Origin of the sequence: Pseudomonas fluorescens (assembly GCF_902497855.1) — a bacterium.
Lineage (GTDB): Bacteria > Pseudomonadota > Gammaproteobacteria > Pseudomonadales > Pseudomonadaceae > Aquipseudomonas > Aquipseudomonas fluorescens_BI.
In genome coordinates this window covers 23,675-38,541 of the sequence record NZ_CABVHU010000013.1, presented here as the reverse complement: position 1 = coordinate 38,541, position 14,867 = coordinate 23,675, and the positions used below count along the sequence as shown (strand labels likewise).

General features: G+C 60.6%; 17 protein-coding genes. 8 read left to right on the top strand and 9 right to left on the bottom strand.

The features are described from left to right. Positions 1-43: 43 nt before the first annotated feature. Complete coding sequence (locus F8N96_RS23945; RefSeq protein WP_150799914.1) at positions 44-964, bottom strand: zinc ABC transporter substrate-binding protein; 921 nt, start codon at positions 962-964, stop codon at positions 44-46. A 66-nt stretch (positions 965-1,030) separates the two neighbouring features. On the opposite strand from F8N96_RS23945, the gene F8N96_RS23940 reads away from it, so the two are divergent. From F8N96_RS23940 to F8N96_RS23925, 4 genes are read left to right on the top strand one after another with little or no spacing between them, the layout of a single operon-like run. Then, positions 1,031-1,513, top strand: a complete 483-nt coding sequence (locus F8N96_RS23940; protein ID WP_150799913.1) for a Fur family transcriptional regulator — start codon at positions 1,031-1,033, stop codon at positions 1,511-1,513. Continuing rightward, entirely contained in the window at positions 1,513-2,298 is a 786-nt protein-coding gene (znuC, locus tag F8N96_RS23935; protein WP_150799912.1) for a zinc ABC transporter ATP-binding protein ZnuC, read from the top strand. The genes F8N96_RS23940 and znuC overlap by 1 nt, the downstream gene beginning before the upstream one ends. Beyond that, the gene (znuB, locus tag F8N96_RS23930; protein WP_150746568.1) at positions 2,291-3,079 is read left to right on the top strand and encodes a zinc ABC transporter permease subunit ZnuB; all 789 of its coding nucleotides are present in this window, start codon (positions 2,291-2,293) and stop codon (positions 3,077-3,079) included. Before znuC ends, znuB begins: the two co-directional genes overlap by 8 nt. A 37-nt stretch (positions 3,080-3,116) precedes the next feature. Further along, positions 3,117-3,833, top strand: a complete 717-nt coding sequence (locus F8N96_RS23925; RefSeq protein ID WP_150799911.1) for a PA5502 family lipoprotein — start codon at positions 3,117-3,119, stop codon at positions 3,831-3,833. Positions 3,834-3,951: 118 nt separating this feature from the next. On the opposite strand, the gene katE is transcribed toward F8N96_RS23925, so the two are convergent. Further along, positions 3,952-6,093, bottom strand: a complete 2,142-nt coding sequence (gene katE / locus F8N96_RS23920) for a catalase HPII (protein WP_150799910.1) — start codon at positions 6,091-6,093, stop codon at positions 3,952-3,954. A gap of 271 nt (positions 6,094-6,364) precedes the next feature. Between katE and F8N96_RS23915 the strand changes: the two genes are divergently transcribed. The 3 genes from F8N96_RS23915 to F8N96_RS23905 all read left to right on the top strand — a co-directional run bounded on the left by F8N96_RS23915 (position 6,365) and on the right by F8N96_RS23905 (position 8,897). Next, positions 6,365-7,372, top strand: coding sequence for a methionine ABC transporter ATP-binding protein (locus F8N96_RS23915; RefSeq protein ID WP_150799909.1), 1,008 nt, complete (start codon positions 6,365-6,367; stop codon positions 7,370-7,372). Further along, positions 7,372-8,046: a methionine ABC transporter permease gene (locus F8N96_RS23910; RefSeq protein ID WP_064675254.1), complete on the top strand. Its 675-nt coding sequence runs from the start codon at positions 7,372-7,374 to the stop codon at positions 8,044-8,046. The genes F8N96_RS23915 and F8N96_RS23910 overlap by 1 nt, the downstream gene beginning before the upstream one ends. 77 nt (positions 8,047-8,123) lie before the next feature. After that, complete coding sequence (locus F8N96_RS23905) at positions 8,124-8,897, top strand: MetQ/NlpA family ABC transporter substrate-binding protein (RefSeq protein WP_150799908.1); 774 nt, start codon at positions 8,124-8,126, stop codon at positions 8,895-8,897. A 150-nt stretch (positions 8,898-9,047) separates the two neighbouring features. Here the strand turns inward: F8N96_RS23905 and F8N96_RS23900 are convergent, their stop codons facing one another. Genes F8N96_RS23900 through F8N96_RS23880 form a run of 5 tightly spaced genes read right to left on the bottom strand, consistent with a single transcriptional unit; the run spans position 9,048 to position 12,956 of the window. Next, a complete protein-coding gene (locus F8N96_RS23900; protein WP_150799907.1) occupies positions 9,048-9,683 on the bottom strand; it encodes an SCO family protein in 636 nt (211 codons plus the stop codon). Then, a complete protein-coding gene (gene cyoE / locus F8N96_RS23895; protein ID WP_150799906.1) occupies positions 9,680-10,579 on the bottom strand; it encodes a heme o synthase in 900 nt (299 codons plus the stop codon). The genes F8N96_RS23900 and cyoE overlap by 4 nt, the downstream gene beginning before the upstream one ends. After that, complete coding sequence (locus F8N96_RS23890; RefSeq protein WP_150799905.1) at positions 10,567-11,646, bottom strand: COX15/CtaA family protein; 1,080 nt, start codon at positions 11,644-11,646, stop codon at positions 10,567-10,569. The genes cyoE and F8N96_RS23890 overlap by 13 nt, the downstream gene beginning before the upstream one ends. Positions 11,647-11,656: 10 nt before the next feature. Next, complete coding sequence (locus F8N96_RS23885; RefSeq protein ID WP_150799904.1) at positions 11,657-12,250, bottom strand: hypothetical protein; 594 nt, start codon at positions 12,248-12,250, stop codon at positions 11,657-11,659. Beyond that, the gene (locus tag F8N96_RS23880; RefSeq protein WP_150799903.1) at positions 12,216-12,956 is read right to left on the bottom strand and encodes an SURF1 family protein; all 741 of its coding nucleotides are present in this window, start codon (positions 12,954-12,956) and stop codon (positions 12,216-12,218) included. Before F8N96_RS23880 ends, F8N96_RS23885 begins: the two co-directional genes overlap by 35 nt. Before the next feature lie 70 nt (positions 12,957-13,026). Between F8N96_RS23880 and F8N96_RS23875 the strand changes: the two genes are divergently transcribed. Next, complete coding sequence (locus F8N96_RS23875) at positions 13,027-13,230, top strand: twin transmembrane helix small protein (RefSeq protein WP_008152470.1); 204 nt, start codon at positions 13,027-13,029, stop codon at positions 13,228-13,230. A gap of 96 nt (positions 13,231-13,326) precedes the next feature. Here F8N96_RS23875 and F8N96_RS23870 read toward each other — a convergent pair whose 3' ends face one another. After that, on the bottom strand, positions 13,327-14,214 hold the full coding sequence (locus F8N96_RS23870; protein ID WP_150799902.1) for a cytochrome c oxidase subunit 3: 888 nt from the start codon (positions 14,212-14,214) through the stop codon (positions 13,327-13,329). A 25-nt stretch (positions 14,215-14,239) separates the two neighbouring features. After that, positions 14,240-14,791 (bottom strand): cytochrome c oxidase assembly protein, encoded by a 552-nt coding sequence (locus tag F8N96_RS23865; RefSeq protein WP_150799901.1) that lies wholly within the window; start codon positions 14,789-14,791, stop codon positions 14,240-14,242. Positions 14,792-14,867 lie beyond the last annotated feature (76 nt).

Sequence of the window (14,867 nt, the reverse complement as noted above, 5' to 3'; positions counted from 1 at the left end):
GAGCGAGGCTTGCCCGCGAATGGGGACGACACAAATTTTCGGGTTACAACGACTCCAGACACCCCGCCAAATCATTCCCCAGCTTCTCCAGCACCTGCTCATACCCCTGAGCAGTCGCCGGCGTGTATCCGCCCAGCGCATCCAGCTCCGCCAGTTTCACCGGCAAGCCGGCCACCAGGGTTTCCGCCAGCCGCGGACGCAGTGGCGGCTCGCTGAATACACAGGTCTTGCCGACCTCCTGCAGTCGGGTGCGCATCGCCGCGACGTGCTGGGCGCCAGGCTGTACTTCGGCGGCGACGCTGAACACGCCGGCATGCTTGAGGTCATAGGCGTCTTCGAAGTAATCGAAGGCTTCGTGGAACACGAAATAAGGCTTGCCTTCAATGCCAGCCAGACGTTTCTTCAAGCGCAGATCCAGCGCATCCAGACGTTCATCGAAGGCCTTGAGATTGCTCTGGTAGCGGGCCGCATTGTCCGGGTCGGCAGCACTCAGGTCGGCGGCCATTTTTGCCGCGATCACGCGCGCGTTGACCGGCGACAACCAAAGATGCGCGTCCAGGCTGCCGGGGCGGTGATCGTGGTCATGCTCGTCGGCTTCTTCGGCGTGGGAGTGGCTATCTTCGGCGAAGCGGCGCAATTTCAGGCCAGGCAGATCTTGTACGGTGACGCTGGGCAGCGTGCGACCGTTCAGCACGCGAGGCAAGAAACCTTCCATGTCCGCCCCGATCCAGTACAGCAGATCCACCGATTGCACCTTCCGCACGTCGGATGGGCGCAAGGCATAGTTATGCGGCGAGGCACCGGGCGGCAACAGGACTTCGGGTATGGCCACGCCATCCTGCACCGCCGCGGCGATCAGCTGCAGGGGCTTGATGCTGGTAAGGACCTTGACGTCGGCTTGCGCCGAACCGATCAGCAGAAAAGTTGCGATAAATGCGACAAAGATAGAAAAAAGTCGGGACACGATGACCACTCGAAGAGGCGAGAACGGGTAACATAATAACGTCTCTCACAAACCTCGTCGCCGCTCATGCCTAAAACACCGATCGCCAGCCGTCCCCACGACCACTCTCACTGCGTTCATAGCGCACTGTCTGAGGCCGATGCCCTGTGCACGCGTCAGGGCCTGCGCCTGACTGCCTTGCGTCGGCGGGTGCTGGAACTGGTCTGGCAAAGCCACAAGCCATTGGGCGCCTACGACATACTCGCGGTGCTCAGCGAGCAGGATGGCCGCCGCGCCGCGCCGCCGACGGTGTACCGCGCGCTGGATTTCCTGCTGGACAACGGCCTCGTCCACCGCATTTCCTCGTTGAACTCTTTCGTCGGTTGCAACCACCCGGGACATGCTCACCAGGGTCAGTTCCTGATCTGCCGCGCATGCCATGCCGCTATCGAGCTCGAACAGACGTCCATCAGTGACGCGATCATCGGCAGCGCCAAAGAGGTCGGATTCGTTGTCGAAGGCCAGACCGTGGAAGTGGTCGGCCTCTGCTCGGGTTGCCAGGGGGCTTGATGAGCAACGCGCTGATTCGCCTCGAACAGGTTGCCGTCACCTTCGCCGGGCAAAACGTGCTGGACAACATCGAGCTGAGCGTCGAGCCGGGGCAGATCGTGACCCTGATCGGCCCCAATGGCGCGGGCAAGACCACCCTGGTTCGCGCCGTGCTGGGCCTGTTGAAGCCGGACAGCGGCAGCGTCTGGCGCAAGCCGAAACTGCGGGTCGGCTACATGCCGCAAAAACTGCATGTCGATCCGACGCTGCCGCTGTCCGTGCTGCGCTTTTTGCGTCTGGTGCCGGGTGTGGATCGCGCCCGGGCATTGGCCGCGCTCAAGGAAGTCGGTGCCGAGCAGGTGATCGACAGCCCGGTGCAAAGTGTTTCCGGCGGTGAAATGCAGCGCGTGCTGCTGGCTCGGGCATTGCTGCGCGAGCCGGAACTGTTGGTGCTCGACGAGCCGGTACAAGGCGTGGATGTGGCCGGTCAGGCCGAACTTTATAGCCTGATCACTCGCTTGCGCGACCGTCACGGTTGCGGGGTATTGATGGTGTCCCATGACTTGCACCTGGTGATGAGCACCACCGACCAGGTGGTCTGCCTGAATCGTCACGTCTGCTGCTCCGGGCATCCCGAGCAGGTCAGCGGCGACCCGGCGTTCGTCGAGCTGTTCGGCAAGAATGCGCAAAGCCTGGCGATTTATCACCACCATCACGACCACGCCCACGACCTGCATGGTTCGGTGGTCAGCGCCAACCCGGCGACCCCTACCCACGTTCACGGAGATAGCTGCAAGCATGGCTGATTTTCTGCTCTACGCCCTGCTTGCAGGTCTGGCCCTGGCGCTGGTCGCAGGCCCGTTGGGTTCGTTCGTGGTCTGGCGGCGCATGGCCTATTTCGGCGATACCCTGTCCCATGCCGCACTGCTCGGCGTGGCGCTGGGCTTTTTGCTGGATGTCAGCCCGACTGTCGCAGTCACCGTAGGCTGCCTGCTGTTGGCCGTATTGCTGGTGACCTTGCAACAGCGCCAGCCGCTGGCGTCCGACACGCTTTTGGGAATTCTCGCACCCAGCACCCTCTCTCTGGGCCTGGTGGTACTAAGCTTCATGCATGAAGTGCGGATCGACCTGATGGCCTATCTGTTCGGCGACCTGCTGGCGATCAGTCCAACCGACCTGGCCTGGATACTCGGCGGCAGTGCGGGGGTGCTGGCCTTGCTGGTGACGCTGTGGCGGCCAATGCTGGCGATTACGGTCCATGAAGAGCTGGCCAGGGTGGAAGGTTTGCCGGTCGCGGCGTTGCGCCTGGCCCTGATGCTGTTGATCGCCGTCGTCATTGCGGTGGCGATGAAGATCGTCGGTGTATTGCTGATTACTTCGCTGCTGATCATCCCGGCGGCTGCGGCACAACGTCACGCCCGGTCACCGGAGCAGATGGCGCTGGGCGCGAGCCTGCTGGGCATGCTCGCGGTCTGTGGCGGGTTGGCGTTGTCGTGGTTCAAGGACACCCCGGCGGGCCCGTCGATTGTGGTGGCCGCCGCCGCGCTGTTTCTGCTGAGTTTTGTCCTGCCCCGTCGAGGGGTGTAGACTTGCTCGTTTTTTGCGCAAATAGAGAGTCGCAGGAATGAAGCCGTTCGCCTCCCGTTATCTGCTCCTTGTCGCATTTTCTCTGCTGCTGGGCGCTTGCCAAAGCACGCCACCGGCGGCCACCGAGCCCGCCGATGCACGGGCAACGGCCATTGCACAGCTGGAACAAAGCCTCGCCAGCAGCGAATTGGCCACCGCGGAAGGTCAACTGGCCGCCTTGCAGGCCGAGTCGCCCAACGATCAGTCCCTTGAGCAATATCAGCGGCAACTGGCCGAAGCTTATCTGCGCCGTAGCCAGATAGTGCTGCAAAAAGGTGATGTGAACGCTGCCGCCACTGCGCTGAGCCGCGCCCGGGCATTGATGCCCACGGCTCCCGCCTTGACCGGTGGGGTCAACAACGCGATCGTCAATGCCCGTAAAGCCGAGCTCGACAGGGCTGAAGCGGCGCTCATGGCGGCCGAAGCCAAGCCGCAGGCCAAAGTCATCGATCCGACGGCAGAAAGCACCACGGTGGCGCTGAACCTCACGGATATGGGAAAACTTCGTCGGCAACTGGATGCTATCGCCGCCGATGTGGTGAATTATCAGTGCGACGTCAGCATTCAGGCGCCGCGCACCCAGGATTATCCCTGGTTGGCCACCTTGCTGACCAAGCGGGTGAAGAAGCTGGATTCGGGGTTTGATCTGAACCTGGATAAGCAGATTTTGCGTAACATTCCGGCACAGATCGTTCTAAGCCCGCGTAAACCCTAAAAGCTTCGCGAGCAGGCTCGCTCCCACAGGGTATGAGGTTGACCACAAGTATGTGATCACCCAATCATTGTGGGAGCGAGCCTGCTCGCGAAGGCGCCCTCCCTATCTATATAAAACCTTAGGCTGGAATCCCCTTGGCCTTAGGCTCCCGAGCCCACACCCGATGCTGCCCGATCGCGGTAAAAAACGCCTTGGTCAACTGGGCGGCATCCGGCCCTACGATCAACCCCGCATCAACCTCCAGTTTCAACACATCCAGCAACTGCTTCGCCTCACCGTGCAACGCGATTGCCTTCAAGTGTTTGTACGCTTCAAGCAGGTAATGCAGCGCCACGCCATCGGTGCTCAACGCCTTGATCGACGCCGCGCCACCGGGCACGAATACCGCGTCGAACGCGATGGATGGCAGACCTTCCATCGACGCATCCACGGGCAGTGCTTTGCCATCGGCGGTGGTTACCGGCGCCGAGGTAGGGCCAAGCAATTTGGCGTGGGCACCTTCGGCCTTCAACGCTTTCTTCATCGCATCGATCGCCGCGCCGTCGACACCATTGGCCGCCAGAATCGCGACCTTGCGCGTCTTGATATCGCCCGGCAGCAAGTTGGCCTGGCTCAAGGCCGGTGAACGCTCCAGAGAGATTTTCGGTACATCGACCGTTCCGGCTTTCGGCGCTGGCAGGCCGAGGTTCTGCGCAACGCGCCCGGCCAGTTCCAGATCGATGTTGGCGAGGATCTCATTCACCTCCCGTGCGCGGATGTGCTCACGCTCGACCTTGCCCAACTCAAAGCTGTAAGCGGCAATGATGTGCTCCTGCTCGTGCTTGCTCATGCTATGGAAGAACAGCCGCGCCTGGGAGAAGTGGTCGCCGAAGGACTCGCTGCGCTGGCGGATCTTGTTGGCATCGATGCGCTCCGGATGGGTCTCGAAACCGCCATTTTGTGCGGCGGGCGGGGTTTCTTTCGGCCAGCCGCCGTCAATGGAGTTCGGCTCGTAGGAGGCGCGGCCCTTGTCGATGGTGGTGCGGTGTTGCGCGTCCCGCTGACCATTGTGAAACGGCGCGACCGGACGGTTAATCGGAATCTCATGAAAATTCGGCCCACCGAGTCGGCTGATTTGCGTATCGGTGTAGGAAAACAGTCGCCCTTGCAGCAGTGGATCGTTGGAGAAGTCGATCCCCGGCACGATATGCCCGGGGCAAAACGCGACCTGCTCGGTTTCGGCAAAGAAGTTGTCCGGGTTGCGGTTGAGCACCATCTTGCCCAGCGGGGTAATCGGCACGATTTCCTCTGGAATGATTTTGGTCGGGTCGAGCAGGTCGAAGTCGAAAGTGTGCTCGTTTTCCTCCTCGACCACCTGGACGCCCAGCTCCCATTCCGGGTAATCCCCCATCTCGATCGACTCCCACAGATCGCGACGGTGGTAATCGGTATCTTTGCCGGCGAGTTTCTGCGCTTCATCCCAGACCAGCGAGCAGGTCCCGGCAGTAGGGCGCCAATGGAATTTGACGAAGCGTGATTTACCTTCGGCGTTGATCAGGCGGAAGGTGTGCACGCCAAAACCCTGCATGCTGCGCAGGCTTTTAGGGATCGCCCGGTCGGACATGGCCCACATCACCATGTGTGCCGATTCCGGCACCAGGGAAACGAAGTCCCAGAAGGTGTCGTGAGCCGAACCGCCGGTAGGAATCTCGTTGTGGGGCTCGGGTTTCACCGCGTGCACGAAATCCGGAAACTTGATGGCATCCTGAATGAAGAACACCGGCATGTTGTTGCCCACCAAGTCGAAGTTGCCTTCGTCGGTGAAGAACTTCACGGCGAAACCTCGTACGTCGCGCACGGTATCGCCCGACCCTCGAGGGCCCTGTACCGTGGAGAAGCGTACGAACACCGGGGTTTGTTTGGCGGGGTCTTGCAGGAAGCCGGCCTTGGTCAGCACGGAATGATTTTCGTATGACTGAAAGTAACCGTGGGCCCCGGTGCCGCGGGCATGCACGATGCGTTCGGGAATGCGCTCATGGTCAAAATGCGTGATCTTTTCACGCATGATGAAGTCTTCCAGCAGCGATGGCCCGCGGGCGCCGACCTTCAACGTGTTCTGGTTGTCCGCAACCTTCACGCCCTGATTGGTGCGCAGGGCCTGTTCAGTGGCGTCGGAGCGAAATTTTTCCAGGCTGTCGAGCTTGGCATTGGTGTTGCCGCGGTCCAGGGTATCGGTCCCGGCCAGTGCGCTTTTGGGGGCGGCAGGCTTTTTGGTACTCATCAGTCTTAAACTCCTCGTTTCAATTCCCGTCCGTCTTAGCCAGGACTCTTGGGCGATATCCCCAGGCACGGCTACCGGGGGCGTTTTCGAGTTGCTTAATTAATGACTGGTGACATTTTTAGCCGTTCCTTTTTTCTGACCTTTGATCGCGTTATTGCCAAATGACAGGTTGAATACGAAATAAATGCTAAGAACCTCTATACGGACAGGCTAAAATGCGCGCCCGGCTATCCGCTGATCCTTTTCTAACGCGCCCCACAAGGTTCGCTACGTGATCGAGTTTCAAAACGTCCACAAAACCTACCGCGTCGCCGGTAAGGATATTCCCGCCCTGCACCCGACCAGTCTGACGATTGAAAACGGTCAGGTATTCGGCCTGATCGGCCATTCCGGCGCGGGAAAAAGTACCCTGCTGCGCCTGATCAATCGCCTGGAAAACGCCAGCGGCGGCAAGATCTTCGTCGATGGCGAAGAAGTCACCGCGCTTGACGCCAACAGCCTGCGGCGCTTCCGTCAGCAGGTCGGGATGATTTTCCAGCACTTCAACCTGCTGGCGTCCAAGACCGTGGCCGACAATGTCGCGCTGCCGCTGACCCTGGCGGGTGAACTGTCCCGCACCGAGATCGACCGGCGTGTGGCCGAGTTGCTGGCGCGGGTGGGCTTGTCCGACCACGCGAGAAAGTACCCGGCGCAATTGTCTGGCGGCCAGAAGCAGCGCGTCGGTATCGCCCGCGCCCTGGCAACCAAGCCGAAAATCCTCTTGTGCGATGAGGCGACCAGCGCCCTGGACCCGCAGACCACTGCGTCGGTCCTGCAATTGCTGGCCGAGATCAATCGCGAGCTCAAGCTGACCATCGTCCTGATCACCCACGAGATGGACGTGATCCGCCGGGTCTGCGACCAGGTGGCGGTGATGGACGCCGGGGTGATCGTCGAGCAAGGTACGGTGGCCGAGGTGTTCCTGCATCCTAGCCACCCGACGACCAAACGCTTCGTGCAAGAAGACGAGCAGATCGATGAAAGCGAGCAGCGCGATGACTTCGCTCACGTACCGGGTCGCATTGTGCGCCTGACTTTCCAGGGCGAGGCGACCTACGCACCGTTGCTGGGAACCGTCGCTCGGGAAACGGGCGTGGACTACAGCATTCTGGCCGGTCGCATCGACCGCATCAAAGACGTTCCCTACGGGCAGTTGACCCTGGCCGTGACCGGTGGCGACATGGAAGCGGCATTCGCTCGCTTCACCGCGGCTGACGTCCACATGGAGGTCCTGCGCTAATGGAAGTCCTGACAAGTTTCTTCGTCAATATCGACTGGTTCGAAATCTGGCTGGCCACCGGCGATACCCTGCTGATGCTCTTCGGTTCGCTGTTGTTCACCGTGCTGCTGGGCTTGCCCCTGGGCGTATTGCTGTTCCTCTGCAGCCCGCGTCAATTGCTGGAAGCCAAGGGCGTCTATGCGATGTTGTCGCTGGTGGTGAACATCCTGCGTTCGCTGCCGTTCATCATTCTGTTGATCGTGATGATTCCGTTCACGGTATTGATCACCGGCACTTCGCTGGGGGTCGCCGGTGCGATCCCGCCACTGGTGGTGGGCGCCACGCCATTCTTTGCGCGCCTGGTGGAAACCGCGCTGCGTGAAGTGGATCGCGGCATCATCGAGGCGACCCAGGCGATGGGCGCGACGACGCGGCAGATCATCACCAATGCCCTGCTGCCGGAAGCTCGCCCGGGCATCTTCGCAGCCATTACGGTGACCGCCATTACCCTGGTGTCCTACACGGCGATGGCCGGTGTGGTCGGCGCCGGCGGCCTGGGTGACCTGGCGATCCGTTTCGGTTACCAGCGTTTCCAGACTGATGTGATGGTGGTTACCGTGGTGTTGCTGCTGGTGTTGGTGCAAGTGCTGCAAACTGTTGGCGACAAGTTGGTTGTCCATTTTTCTCGTAAATGAGCTTTTTTAAATAAATGCATGAGCCGGCCATTCGCTGGCAGGCGCCGAAGACAGGCGCCTCACATGGAGTTAGCTGAATGAAAAAACTACTCGTCGCATTCGCTGCCGTTGCAGCCTTTTCCGCCCACGCTGCCGACACCCTGACCGTCGCGGCCACCCCGGTCCCGCACGCGGAAATCCTCGAATTCGTCAAACCGGCCCTGGCCAAGGAAGGCGTGGACCTGAGGGTCAAGGTCTTCACCGACTACATCCAGCCGAACGTGCAGGTGGCCGAGAAGCGTCTGGACGCCAACTTCTTCCAGCACCAGCCGTACCTCGATGAATTCAACAAGGCCAAGACCACCAATCTGGTCGCCGTGACCGGCGTACACCTGGAACCGCTGGGCGCTTACTCCAGCAAGTACAAGACGCTGGCGGAGCTGCCGGGCGGTGCCAACGTCGTGATCCCGAACGATGCCACCAACGGCGGCCGTGCGCTGTTGCTGCTGGCGAAGGCCGGCCTGATCAAGTTGAAGGATTCGAACAATATCCTGTCGACCGTGAAGGACATCACCGAGAACTCCAAGGACCTGAAATTCCGTGAACTGGAAGCTGCGACCATCCCCCGCGTGCTGACCCAGGTCGACCTGGCGCTGATCAACACCAACTACGCGCTGGAAGCCAAGCTCGATCCGGCCAAGGATGCGCTGGTTATCGAAGGCAGCGATTCGCCGTACGTGAACATTCTCGTGTCCCGTCCGGACGACAAGGACAGTGCTGCCATGCAGAAACTGGTTGCTGCACTGCACAGCCCGGAAGTGAAGGCGTTCATTCTCGAGAAGTACAAAGGCGCGGTAGTGCCGGCGTTCTGATAGGTTCAAAGCAATAAAACAGGGGCGCAATCAATGCGCCCTTTTTTTATGCCTGAAACCCCAACCCTGTAGGAGCCCGGCTTGCCGGCGAAGGCGATCTCACGGACGCCTTCGCCGGCAAGCCGGGCTCCTACAGGTATCGTGTCGTGTTTATTTTCGGTTTAGCATTACCGGCAGCTGCGCGACCAACTTCACATTATTCAGCGGCGCCCGAATAAACCCGCGCTGCGTCCCGTCCGGCCCGATCACTGCCAGATTGCCACTGTGATCAACCGTGTAATTCGGCTTGCTGGTGTCCGCTGGAATGAACGGAATGCTCACCGCATTCGCCAGCTTCTGAATGTCTTCGACCGAAGACGCCGTCAGCCCTATGAACTGCGGATCGAAGTAGCCCAGGTACTGCTTGAGCTGCTTGGGCGTGTCGCGATTCGGGTCGACGCTGATCAGCACAATCTGCAGCTTGTCCACGGCCTCGGGCGGCAGTTCGCTCTTGATCTGGCGCAGCTGGGCGAGGGTGGTCGGGCAGATGTCCGGGCAGAAGGTGTAGCCGAAGAACAGCAGCGACCATTTGCCGTTCAACTCGTTGACCGTGACCGGCTTGCCGTCCTGATCGGTCATCGTCACATCCGGCAGGTTGCGGCTCTGCGGCAGCAGGATGATCCCGGCGTCGATCAGTTCCGTCGGGTCACCCTGGCCTTTGCCGGACAGGACTTTGTTGATGGTCAGGCCCAGGACCAGCGCGATCAGGGCGACGAGGATGAAGACGGTTTTCTGGGTTCGAGTCATAGGTTCAACAGTAAGTAGTGGTCTACGAGCAGCGCGATAAACAGCAGGAACAAGTAGTAGATAGAGTACTTGAAGGTGTTGATCGCCGCGTGCGGCCGAGTGCCACGGTACAGCACCACGGCCCATTGCAGAAACCTCGCGCCCAGGCCCAGTGCGCAAATCAGGTAGAGGATGCCGCTCATGTGGATCACATAAGGCATCAGGCTAACGGCCAGCAGCGCAAAGGTGTAAAGCAGAATGTGAACCTTGGTGTAATGCTCGCCATGGGTCACCGGCAGCATCGGGATGTCGGCCTTGGCGTATTCCTCTTTGCGGTGAATGGCCAGGGCCCAGAAGTGCGGCGGAGTCCAGGCGAAGATGATCAGCACCAGCAACAGGGGTTCGGCGCTGACGTGGCCGGTGGCGGCGGTCCAGCCGAGCAGTGGCGGGGCGGCGCCGGCCAGTCCGCCGATGACGATGTTCTGCGGCGTCGCGCGTTTGAGAAAACCGGTGTAGACCACCGCATAGCCGAGCAGCGAGGCCAGGGTCAGCCACGCCGTCAGTGGATTGGTGAAGGCCAGCAGTATGGCTTGCCCAAGCACCGCCAATACCAAGGCAAACGTCAGCGCGGCTGCCGGTGACACTCGACCTTCGGCCAGGGGCCGTTTGTGCGTGCGGGCCATGACCGCATCGATGCGTCGGTCCACCACATGATTGACGGCTGCCGCACCACCGGCACACAAGGCGATCCCCAGGTTGCCGAACACCAGCACCGTCCACGGTACCCCGGCGCGGGTCGCGAGGAACATGCCGACCAGCGAGGTGATGAGCATCAGCACCACCACTTTCGGCTTGGTCAGCTCCAGGTAATCACGCCAGATCGCCTGACTGTGACGTGCGCCGATCAGAGTCGCCATGGCATCTCTCCTTTTATTGTTATGGGCCCGGCTGAGTGTTTGCGCGGGCTGAACCGCCAGCGCGCAGGGGGTTGCTGCTTGACCCGAACCAGACTGGTTCGCGCGTGATAATTGACCAGCACAATCGTCAGCAACAGTGCCGCGCCGCCTGCGTTATGCGCGACGGCCACTGGCAGCGGCAGGTGAAACAGAACATTGCTGATGCCGAGGGTGATTTGTGCGGCGAGTGCGATCAGCACCATCCCGGCCAAGCGCGTCATGCCGACCACCTTCAGTTGCCAGGCCAGCCCCAGCAATACCAGGGTCACCAGCAAAGCGCCAATGCGGTGGGTCAAATGAATCGCGGTACGGGCATCACTGTCCAGTTGCCCGCCGAGGTAATTGGGGCCGATGTGTTGGGTCAGGTGAAAGCCGTTGGCGAAGTCCGCGGGCGGCAGCCATTGCCCATGACAGGTCGGGAAATCGATACAGGCCACTGCCGCGTAGTTGGAACTGACCCATCCACCCAAGGCAATTTGCAGGATCACCAGCAGCAACCCGGCGGTCGCCCAGTACTGCAAACGCCGTGGCACGGTCAGGGCCGGCAACACGCCGGACAATCGCAACGTCAGCAAAAACAGCAGGCTCAACGTCGCAAAGCCACCGAGTAAATGCCCGGTGACCACTTGCGGCCAGAGCTTGAGCGTCACCGTCCACATGCCGAATGCCGCTTGGGCAATCACCACTGCCAGCAAAAACAACGGCAACTTCACCGGCTGCCCCGGGTGACGACGATGAACCCAGGCGCGGCCGGCCAATACCGAGATCAACAGCCCCAGCGTGCCGGCGAAGTAGCGGTGAACCATCTCGTTCCAGCCCTTATGGGCTTCGACGGGCGCATCAGGAAAATGCAGTTCGGCATGGGCCAATTGAACTTCGCTTTGCGGCACGCTGATAAAGCCATAGCAACCCGGCCAGTCCGGACAGCCGAGGCCGGCGTGGGTCAGGCGGGTGTAGGCGCCGAGCAACACCACAATCAGTGCCAGCAACGTGGCAAACAGCGCGAGGCGAAATCCAGGTTTGGCCATGACGATGCCCTTATCCGATGTTCGACAGTTTCAGCAAATGGCGCAGGTCGTTGAGCAGATCCTTACCCTTCACCGTCGGGTCATAGCGCAGCACCAGATTGCCGTGAGGGTCGATGATCCACAGCTGCGGCACTGACTGGTCGCCGGCGGTCTTATGGAAGTCGGTCAAATTCAGTGGATAACGCTGTAATTGAGGATACTCGCGCGTCAGCTTGGCGTCGTATTCACTGCTCAGCGGTTGTGCCGCGGCCAAGGCATGACTGGCGCGCCCGGCATCACGGCCGAGGCCGATCTGGATCTGCCGCGCCAGGTACACCAGTTGCTGGCAGTCCACCGAGCAATCCTTGGGCGCGGTCACCAGTATCTGCCAACGATCCTCCTGCGCCTGCACCCCGAGGTCGGCGCGGGTCTGGCCGTTGCCGATCAGTTCGCCGTGATAGCTGCGACCTTCCGGCACCCAGAACTGCAATTTGTACATGCCGGTGGCGAGGATCATCGGACCGATCACCCCGAGCAGGATCAGCAGCAACTGCAAGCGACCCTTGCGCCGACTCACCGGCGATTTCGTCTCAGACATGCTGGGTGGATTCATGGCCGCTCCCATGGTGTTTCTCCTTTGCGTTGTGCCAGCCGAGATAGAGATAGAGGCCGAACAGGGCGATCGACATGGCGAACCACTGCACGGCATAAGCCAGGTGTTTTTCCGGCCCCATGGCGACTACCGGCCAATCAGCCTGGTAAGTCGCGGGACCGCTTTCTGCGCGTAATTCGTAGGCAAAACCTTCGCGATCCAGCGCCGTCCAGAGCCTGGCCGGATCGACAGCGGTGATCAGTTGTGGCCAGGTCGTGGTGTTCGGGTCGGCGTGCAACTGGAAAGTGGCGCCGGGGGAGACGTAGACCCAGGCAACGAGACTCAAGGCCTGAGTCGGTGTGCTGAATTGCGGAGGGGTGCGGCGATCCGGCCACGGCAGCCAGCCGCGATTGACCAGCAGCCAGAGCCCGGTCGCCTGATCCTGAAACGGTTGCAGCAGTTCGACGCCAACCTTGCCGTTGCGCTGACGGTTATCCAGCAACAGGCTGTGGGCGGCATCGAACTGGCCGTGCAGGTGAACCCGGCGGAAGGCTGGATCTGCGGTGGGTTGCAGCTCGGTGCTGGCCATCGGTTCAGCAGCGCGGCGCTCAGTGTAGCTTTGCAGCAGCGCGCTTTTCTCTGCGCCCCGGCCCAATTGCCAGAACCCGAGTGACACCAGCATGGGCAACAACACCGCGACCACCAGGGTCGGCACGATGCCCGGCCGGAAACGCTTCATGGCGTCGCCAGAAAGTCGGTAGTCGCGATAGCTATACTCAAGTGCATCGCCTGTCCCCCGGAGTCTCACCATGCTCAAAGCAGCCATCGTCCTGATGCTGATTGCCACGGTTGTCAGCCTGTTCAGCGGCCTGTTTTTTCTGGTCAAGGACGACAGCAGCTCGAACCGCCTCGTCATTGCCTTGAGTGTGCGTGTTGCGCTGGCCGCCATTACCGTCGGCTTGATTGCCTGGGGTTTTTTCAGCGGCCAGTTGGTGTCGCACGTACCTTGGTAGCTGTTGTAGGAGCAAGCTTGCTCGCGAAGGTGTCTCAGTCGAAATCAACGTGTCTGACACACCTTCGTCGGAACGCCGCCCGGAGCTACCTCGCTCCTACAGCACGTAGACGAAAACGAACAACCCGATCCACACCACGTCCACGAAGTGCCAGTACCAACTCGCCGCTTCAAACGCGAACTGATGATCCGCGTCGAAATGCCCGCGCATGATCCGCATCAACATCACAAACAAGATGATGGTGCCGATGGTCACGTGGGCGCCGTGGAAGCCGGTGAGCATGAAGAAGGTCGCGCCGTAGATGCCCGAACCGAGGGTCAGGCCCAGTTCGTGGTAGGCATGGATGTACTCTTCGGCCTGGAAACCGAGGAACGCGCAACCGAGCAATACGGTCAGTGCCAGCCAGATTTTCAGTGCGCCACGATGACCCTTTTTCAAGGCGTGGTGGGCGATGGTCACGGTGATGCTGGAACTGACCAGCAGCACGGTATTCAGAAGCGGCAGGCCCCACGGGCTAATCACGTCCTTGGGGGCCGGGAAGAGTTTCGGGTCCGGGTTATTCAGCAATGGCCAAGTGAATTCAAATGTCGGCCACAGCATGTGGGCCAGGCCTTTGGCACCTTCACCGCCCAGTGACGGGCCAGTGATGTTGCGTACATAAAACAGGGCACCGAAGAAGGCAATGAAGAACATCACCTCCGAGAAGATGAACCAGCTCATGCCCCAGCGGAACGAGCGATCCATCTGTGCGCTGTACAACCCCTGACGGCTTTCCTTGATCACCGTACCGAACCAGCCGAACAGCATGTAGGCCAGCAGCAGGCCACCTACGAAAAAGATCAGCGGGCCGTGGGAATCCGGCCGCGCCGCCTTCAGGTCGTTGAACCAGGTGGCCAGGCCGAACACGGTGACGAACATACCGACCGTAGCAATGATCGGCCATTTGCTCTGTGCCGGAACGTAATAGTGTTCATGAGTTGCCATTTATTGTTCTCCTTATCGGGCACGCTCAGCCGCCAGTGTTTACAGCTACCGGTGGGTGTCGGGCGGTGATGTCGAACAGCGTGTAGGACAGCGTCAGGTGCTTCACATCCTTGGGCATGTCACGGTCAACGATGAAACGTACCGGCATCTCGATCCGTTGACCGGGCTGCAGCACTTGCTGGGTAAAGCAGAAACATTCGGTCTTGTGGAAGTACGCCGCCGCCGCGCTGGGCGCGATGCTCGGTACTGCCTGGGCACTCATGGGGCGATCGGTCGGGTTGTGGGCGATGAAGATCATCTCGTTCACCGCCCCCGGGTTGGCCGTCAATTCGTCGCTCTTGGGGTAGAACTCCCAGGACATGTCGGCGGAGTTGGTCGACAGAAACTGCACGCGCACTTGCCGCGAGGTATCGACCGTTTGTTCGCCTTCATACTGCCCGCCGGTCTTGCCATTGATGCCGAACGCCTTGCACATCACGTCGTAGATCGGCACCAGGGCAAAGCCGAAGACAAACATCGCCACCACCACCAACAGCAGGCGGGTGACCAGCTTCTTCATCGAAATCGAATCAGCCATGATTCCCAACCTCCGCCGAGATTCCTGTAGGAGCCGGCTTGCTGGCGATGCAAACACCGCGGTCTGTCAGATAAAC

Bases quoted from the DNA above. Each gene is read 5' to 3' on its own strand.
- F8N96_RS23890 (WP_150799905.1), bottom strand. From the start codon at position 11,646: ATGGCCAAACCTGGATTTCGCCTCGCGCTGTTTGCCACGTTGCTGGCA.
- F8N96_RS23905 (WP_150799908.1), top strand. From the start codon at position 8,124: ATGAAAAAACTACTCGTCGCATTCGCTGCCGTTGCAGCCTTTTCCGCC.
- F8N96_RS23910 (WP_064675254.1), top strand. From the start codon at position 7,372: ATGGAAGTCCTGACAAGTTTCTTCGTCAATATCGACTGGTTCGAAATC.
- F8N96_RS23865 (WP_150799901.1), bottom strand. From the start codon at position 14,791: ATGGCTGATTCGATTTCGATGAAGAAGCTGGTCACCCGCCTGCTGTTG.
- znuC (WP_150799912.1), top strand. From the start codon at position 1,513: ATGAGCAACGCGCTGATTCGCCTCGAACAGGTTGCCGTCACCTTCGCC.
- F8N96_RS23925 (WP_150799911.1), top strand. From the start codon at position 3,117: ATGAAGCCGTTCGCCTCCCGTTATCTGCTCCTTGTCGCATTTTCTCTG.
- F8N96_RS23940 (WP_150799913.1), top strand. From the start codon at position 1,031: ATGCCTAAAACACCGATCGCCAGCCGTCCCCACGACCACTCTCACTGC.
- katE (WP_150799910.1), bottom strand. From the start codon at position 6,093: ATGAGTACCAAAAAGCCTGCCGCCCCCAAAAGCGCACTGGCCGGGACC.
- cyoE (WP_150799906.1), bottom strand. From the start codon at position 10,579: ATGGCGACTCTGATCGGCGCACGTCACAGTCAGGCGATCTGGCGTGAT.
- F8N96_RS23900 (WP_150799907.1), bottom strand. From the start codon at position 9,683: ATGACTCGAACCCAGAAAACCGTCTTCATCCTCGTCGCCCTGATCGCG.
- F8N96_RS23880 (WP_150799903.1), bottom strand. From the start codon at position 12,956: ATGAAGCGTTTCCGGCCGGGCATCGTGCCGACCCTGGTGGTCGCGGTG.
- F8N96_RS23875 (WP_008152470.1), top strand. From the start codon at position 13,027: ATGCTCAAAGCAGCCATCGTCCTGATGCTGATTGCCACGGTTGTCAGC.
- F8N96_RS23885 (WP_150799904.1), bottom strand. From the start codon at position 12,250: ATGGGAGCGGCCATGAATCCACCCAGCATGTCTGAGACGAAATCGCCG.
- F8N96_RS23870 (WP_150799902.1), bottom strand. From the start codon at position 14,214: ATGGCAACTCATGAACACTATTACGTTCCGGCACAGAGCAAATGGCCG.
- znuB (WP_150746568.1), top strand. From the start codon at position 2,291: ATGGCTGATTTTCTGCTCTACGCCCTGCTTGCAGGTCTGGCCCTGGCG.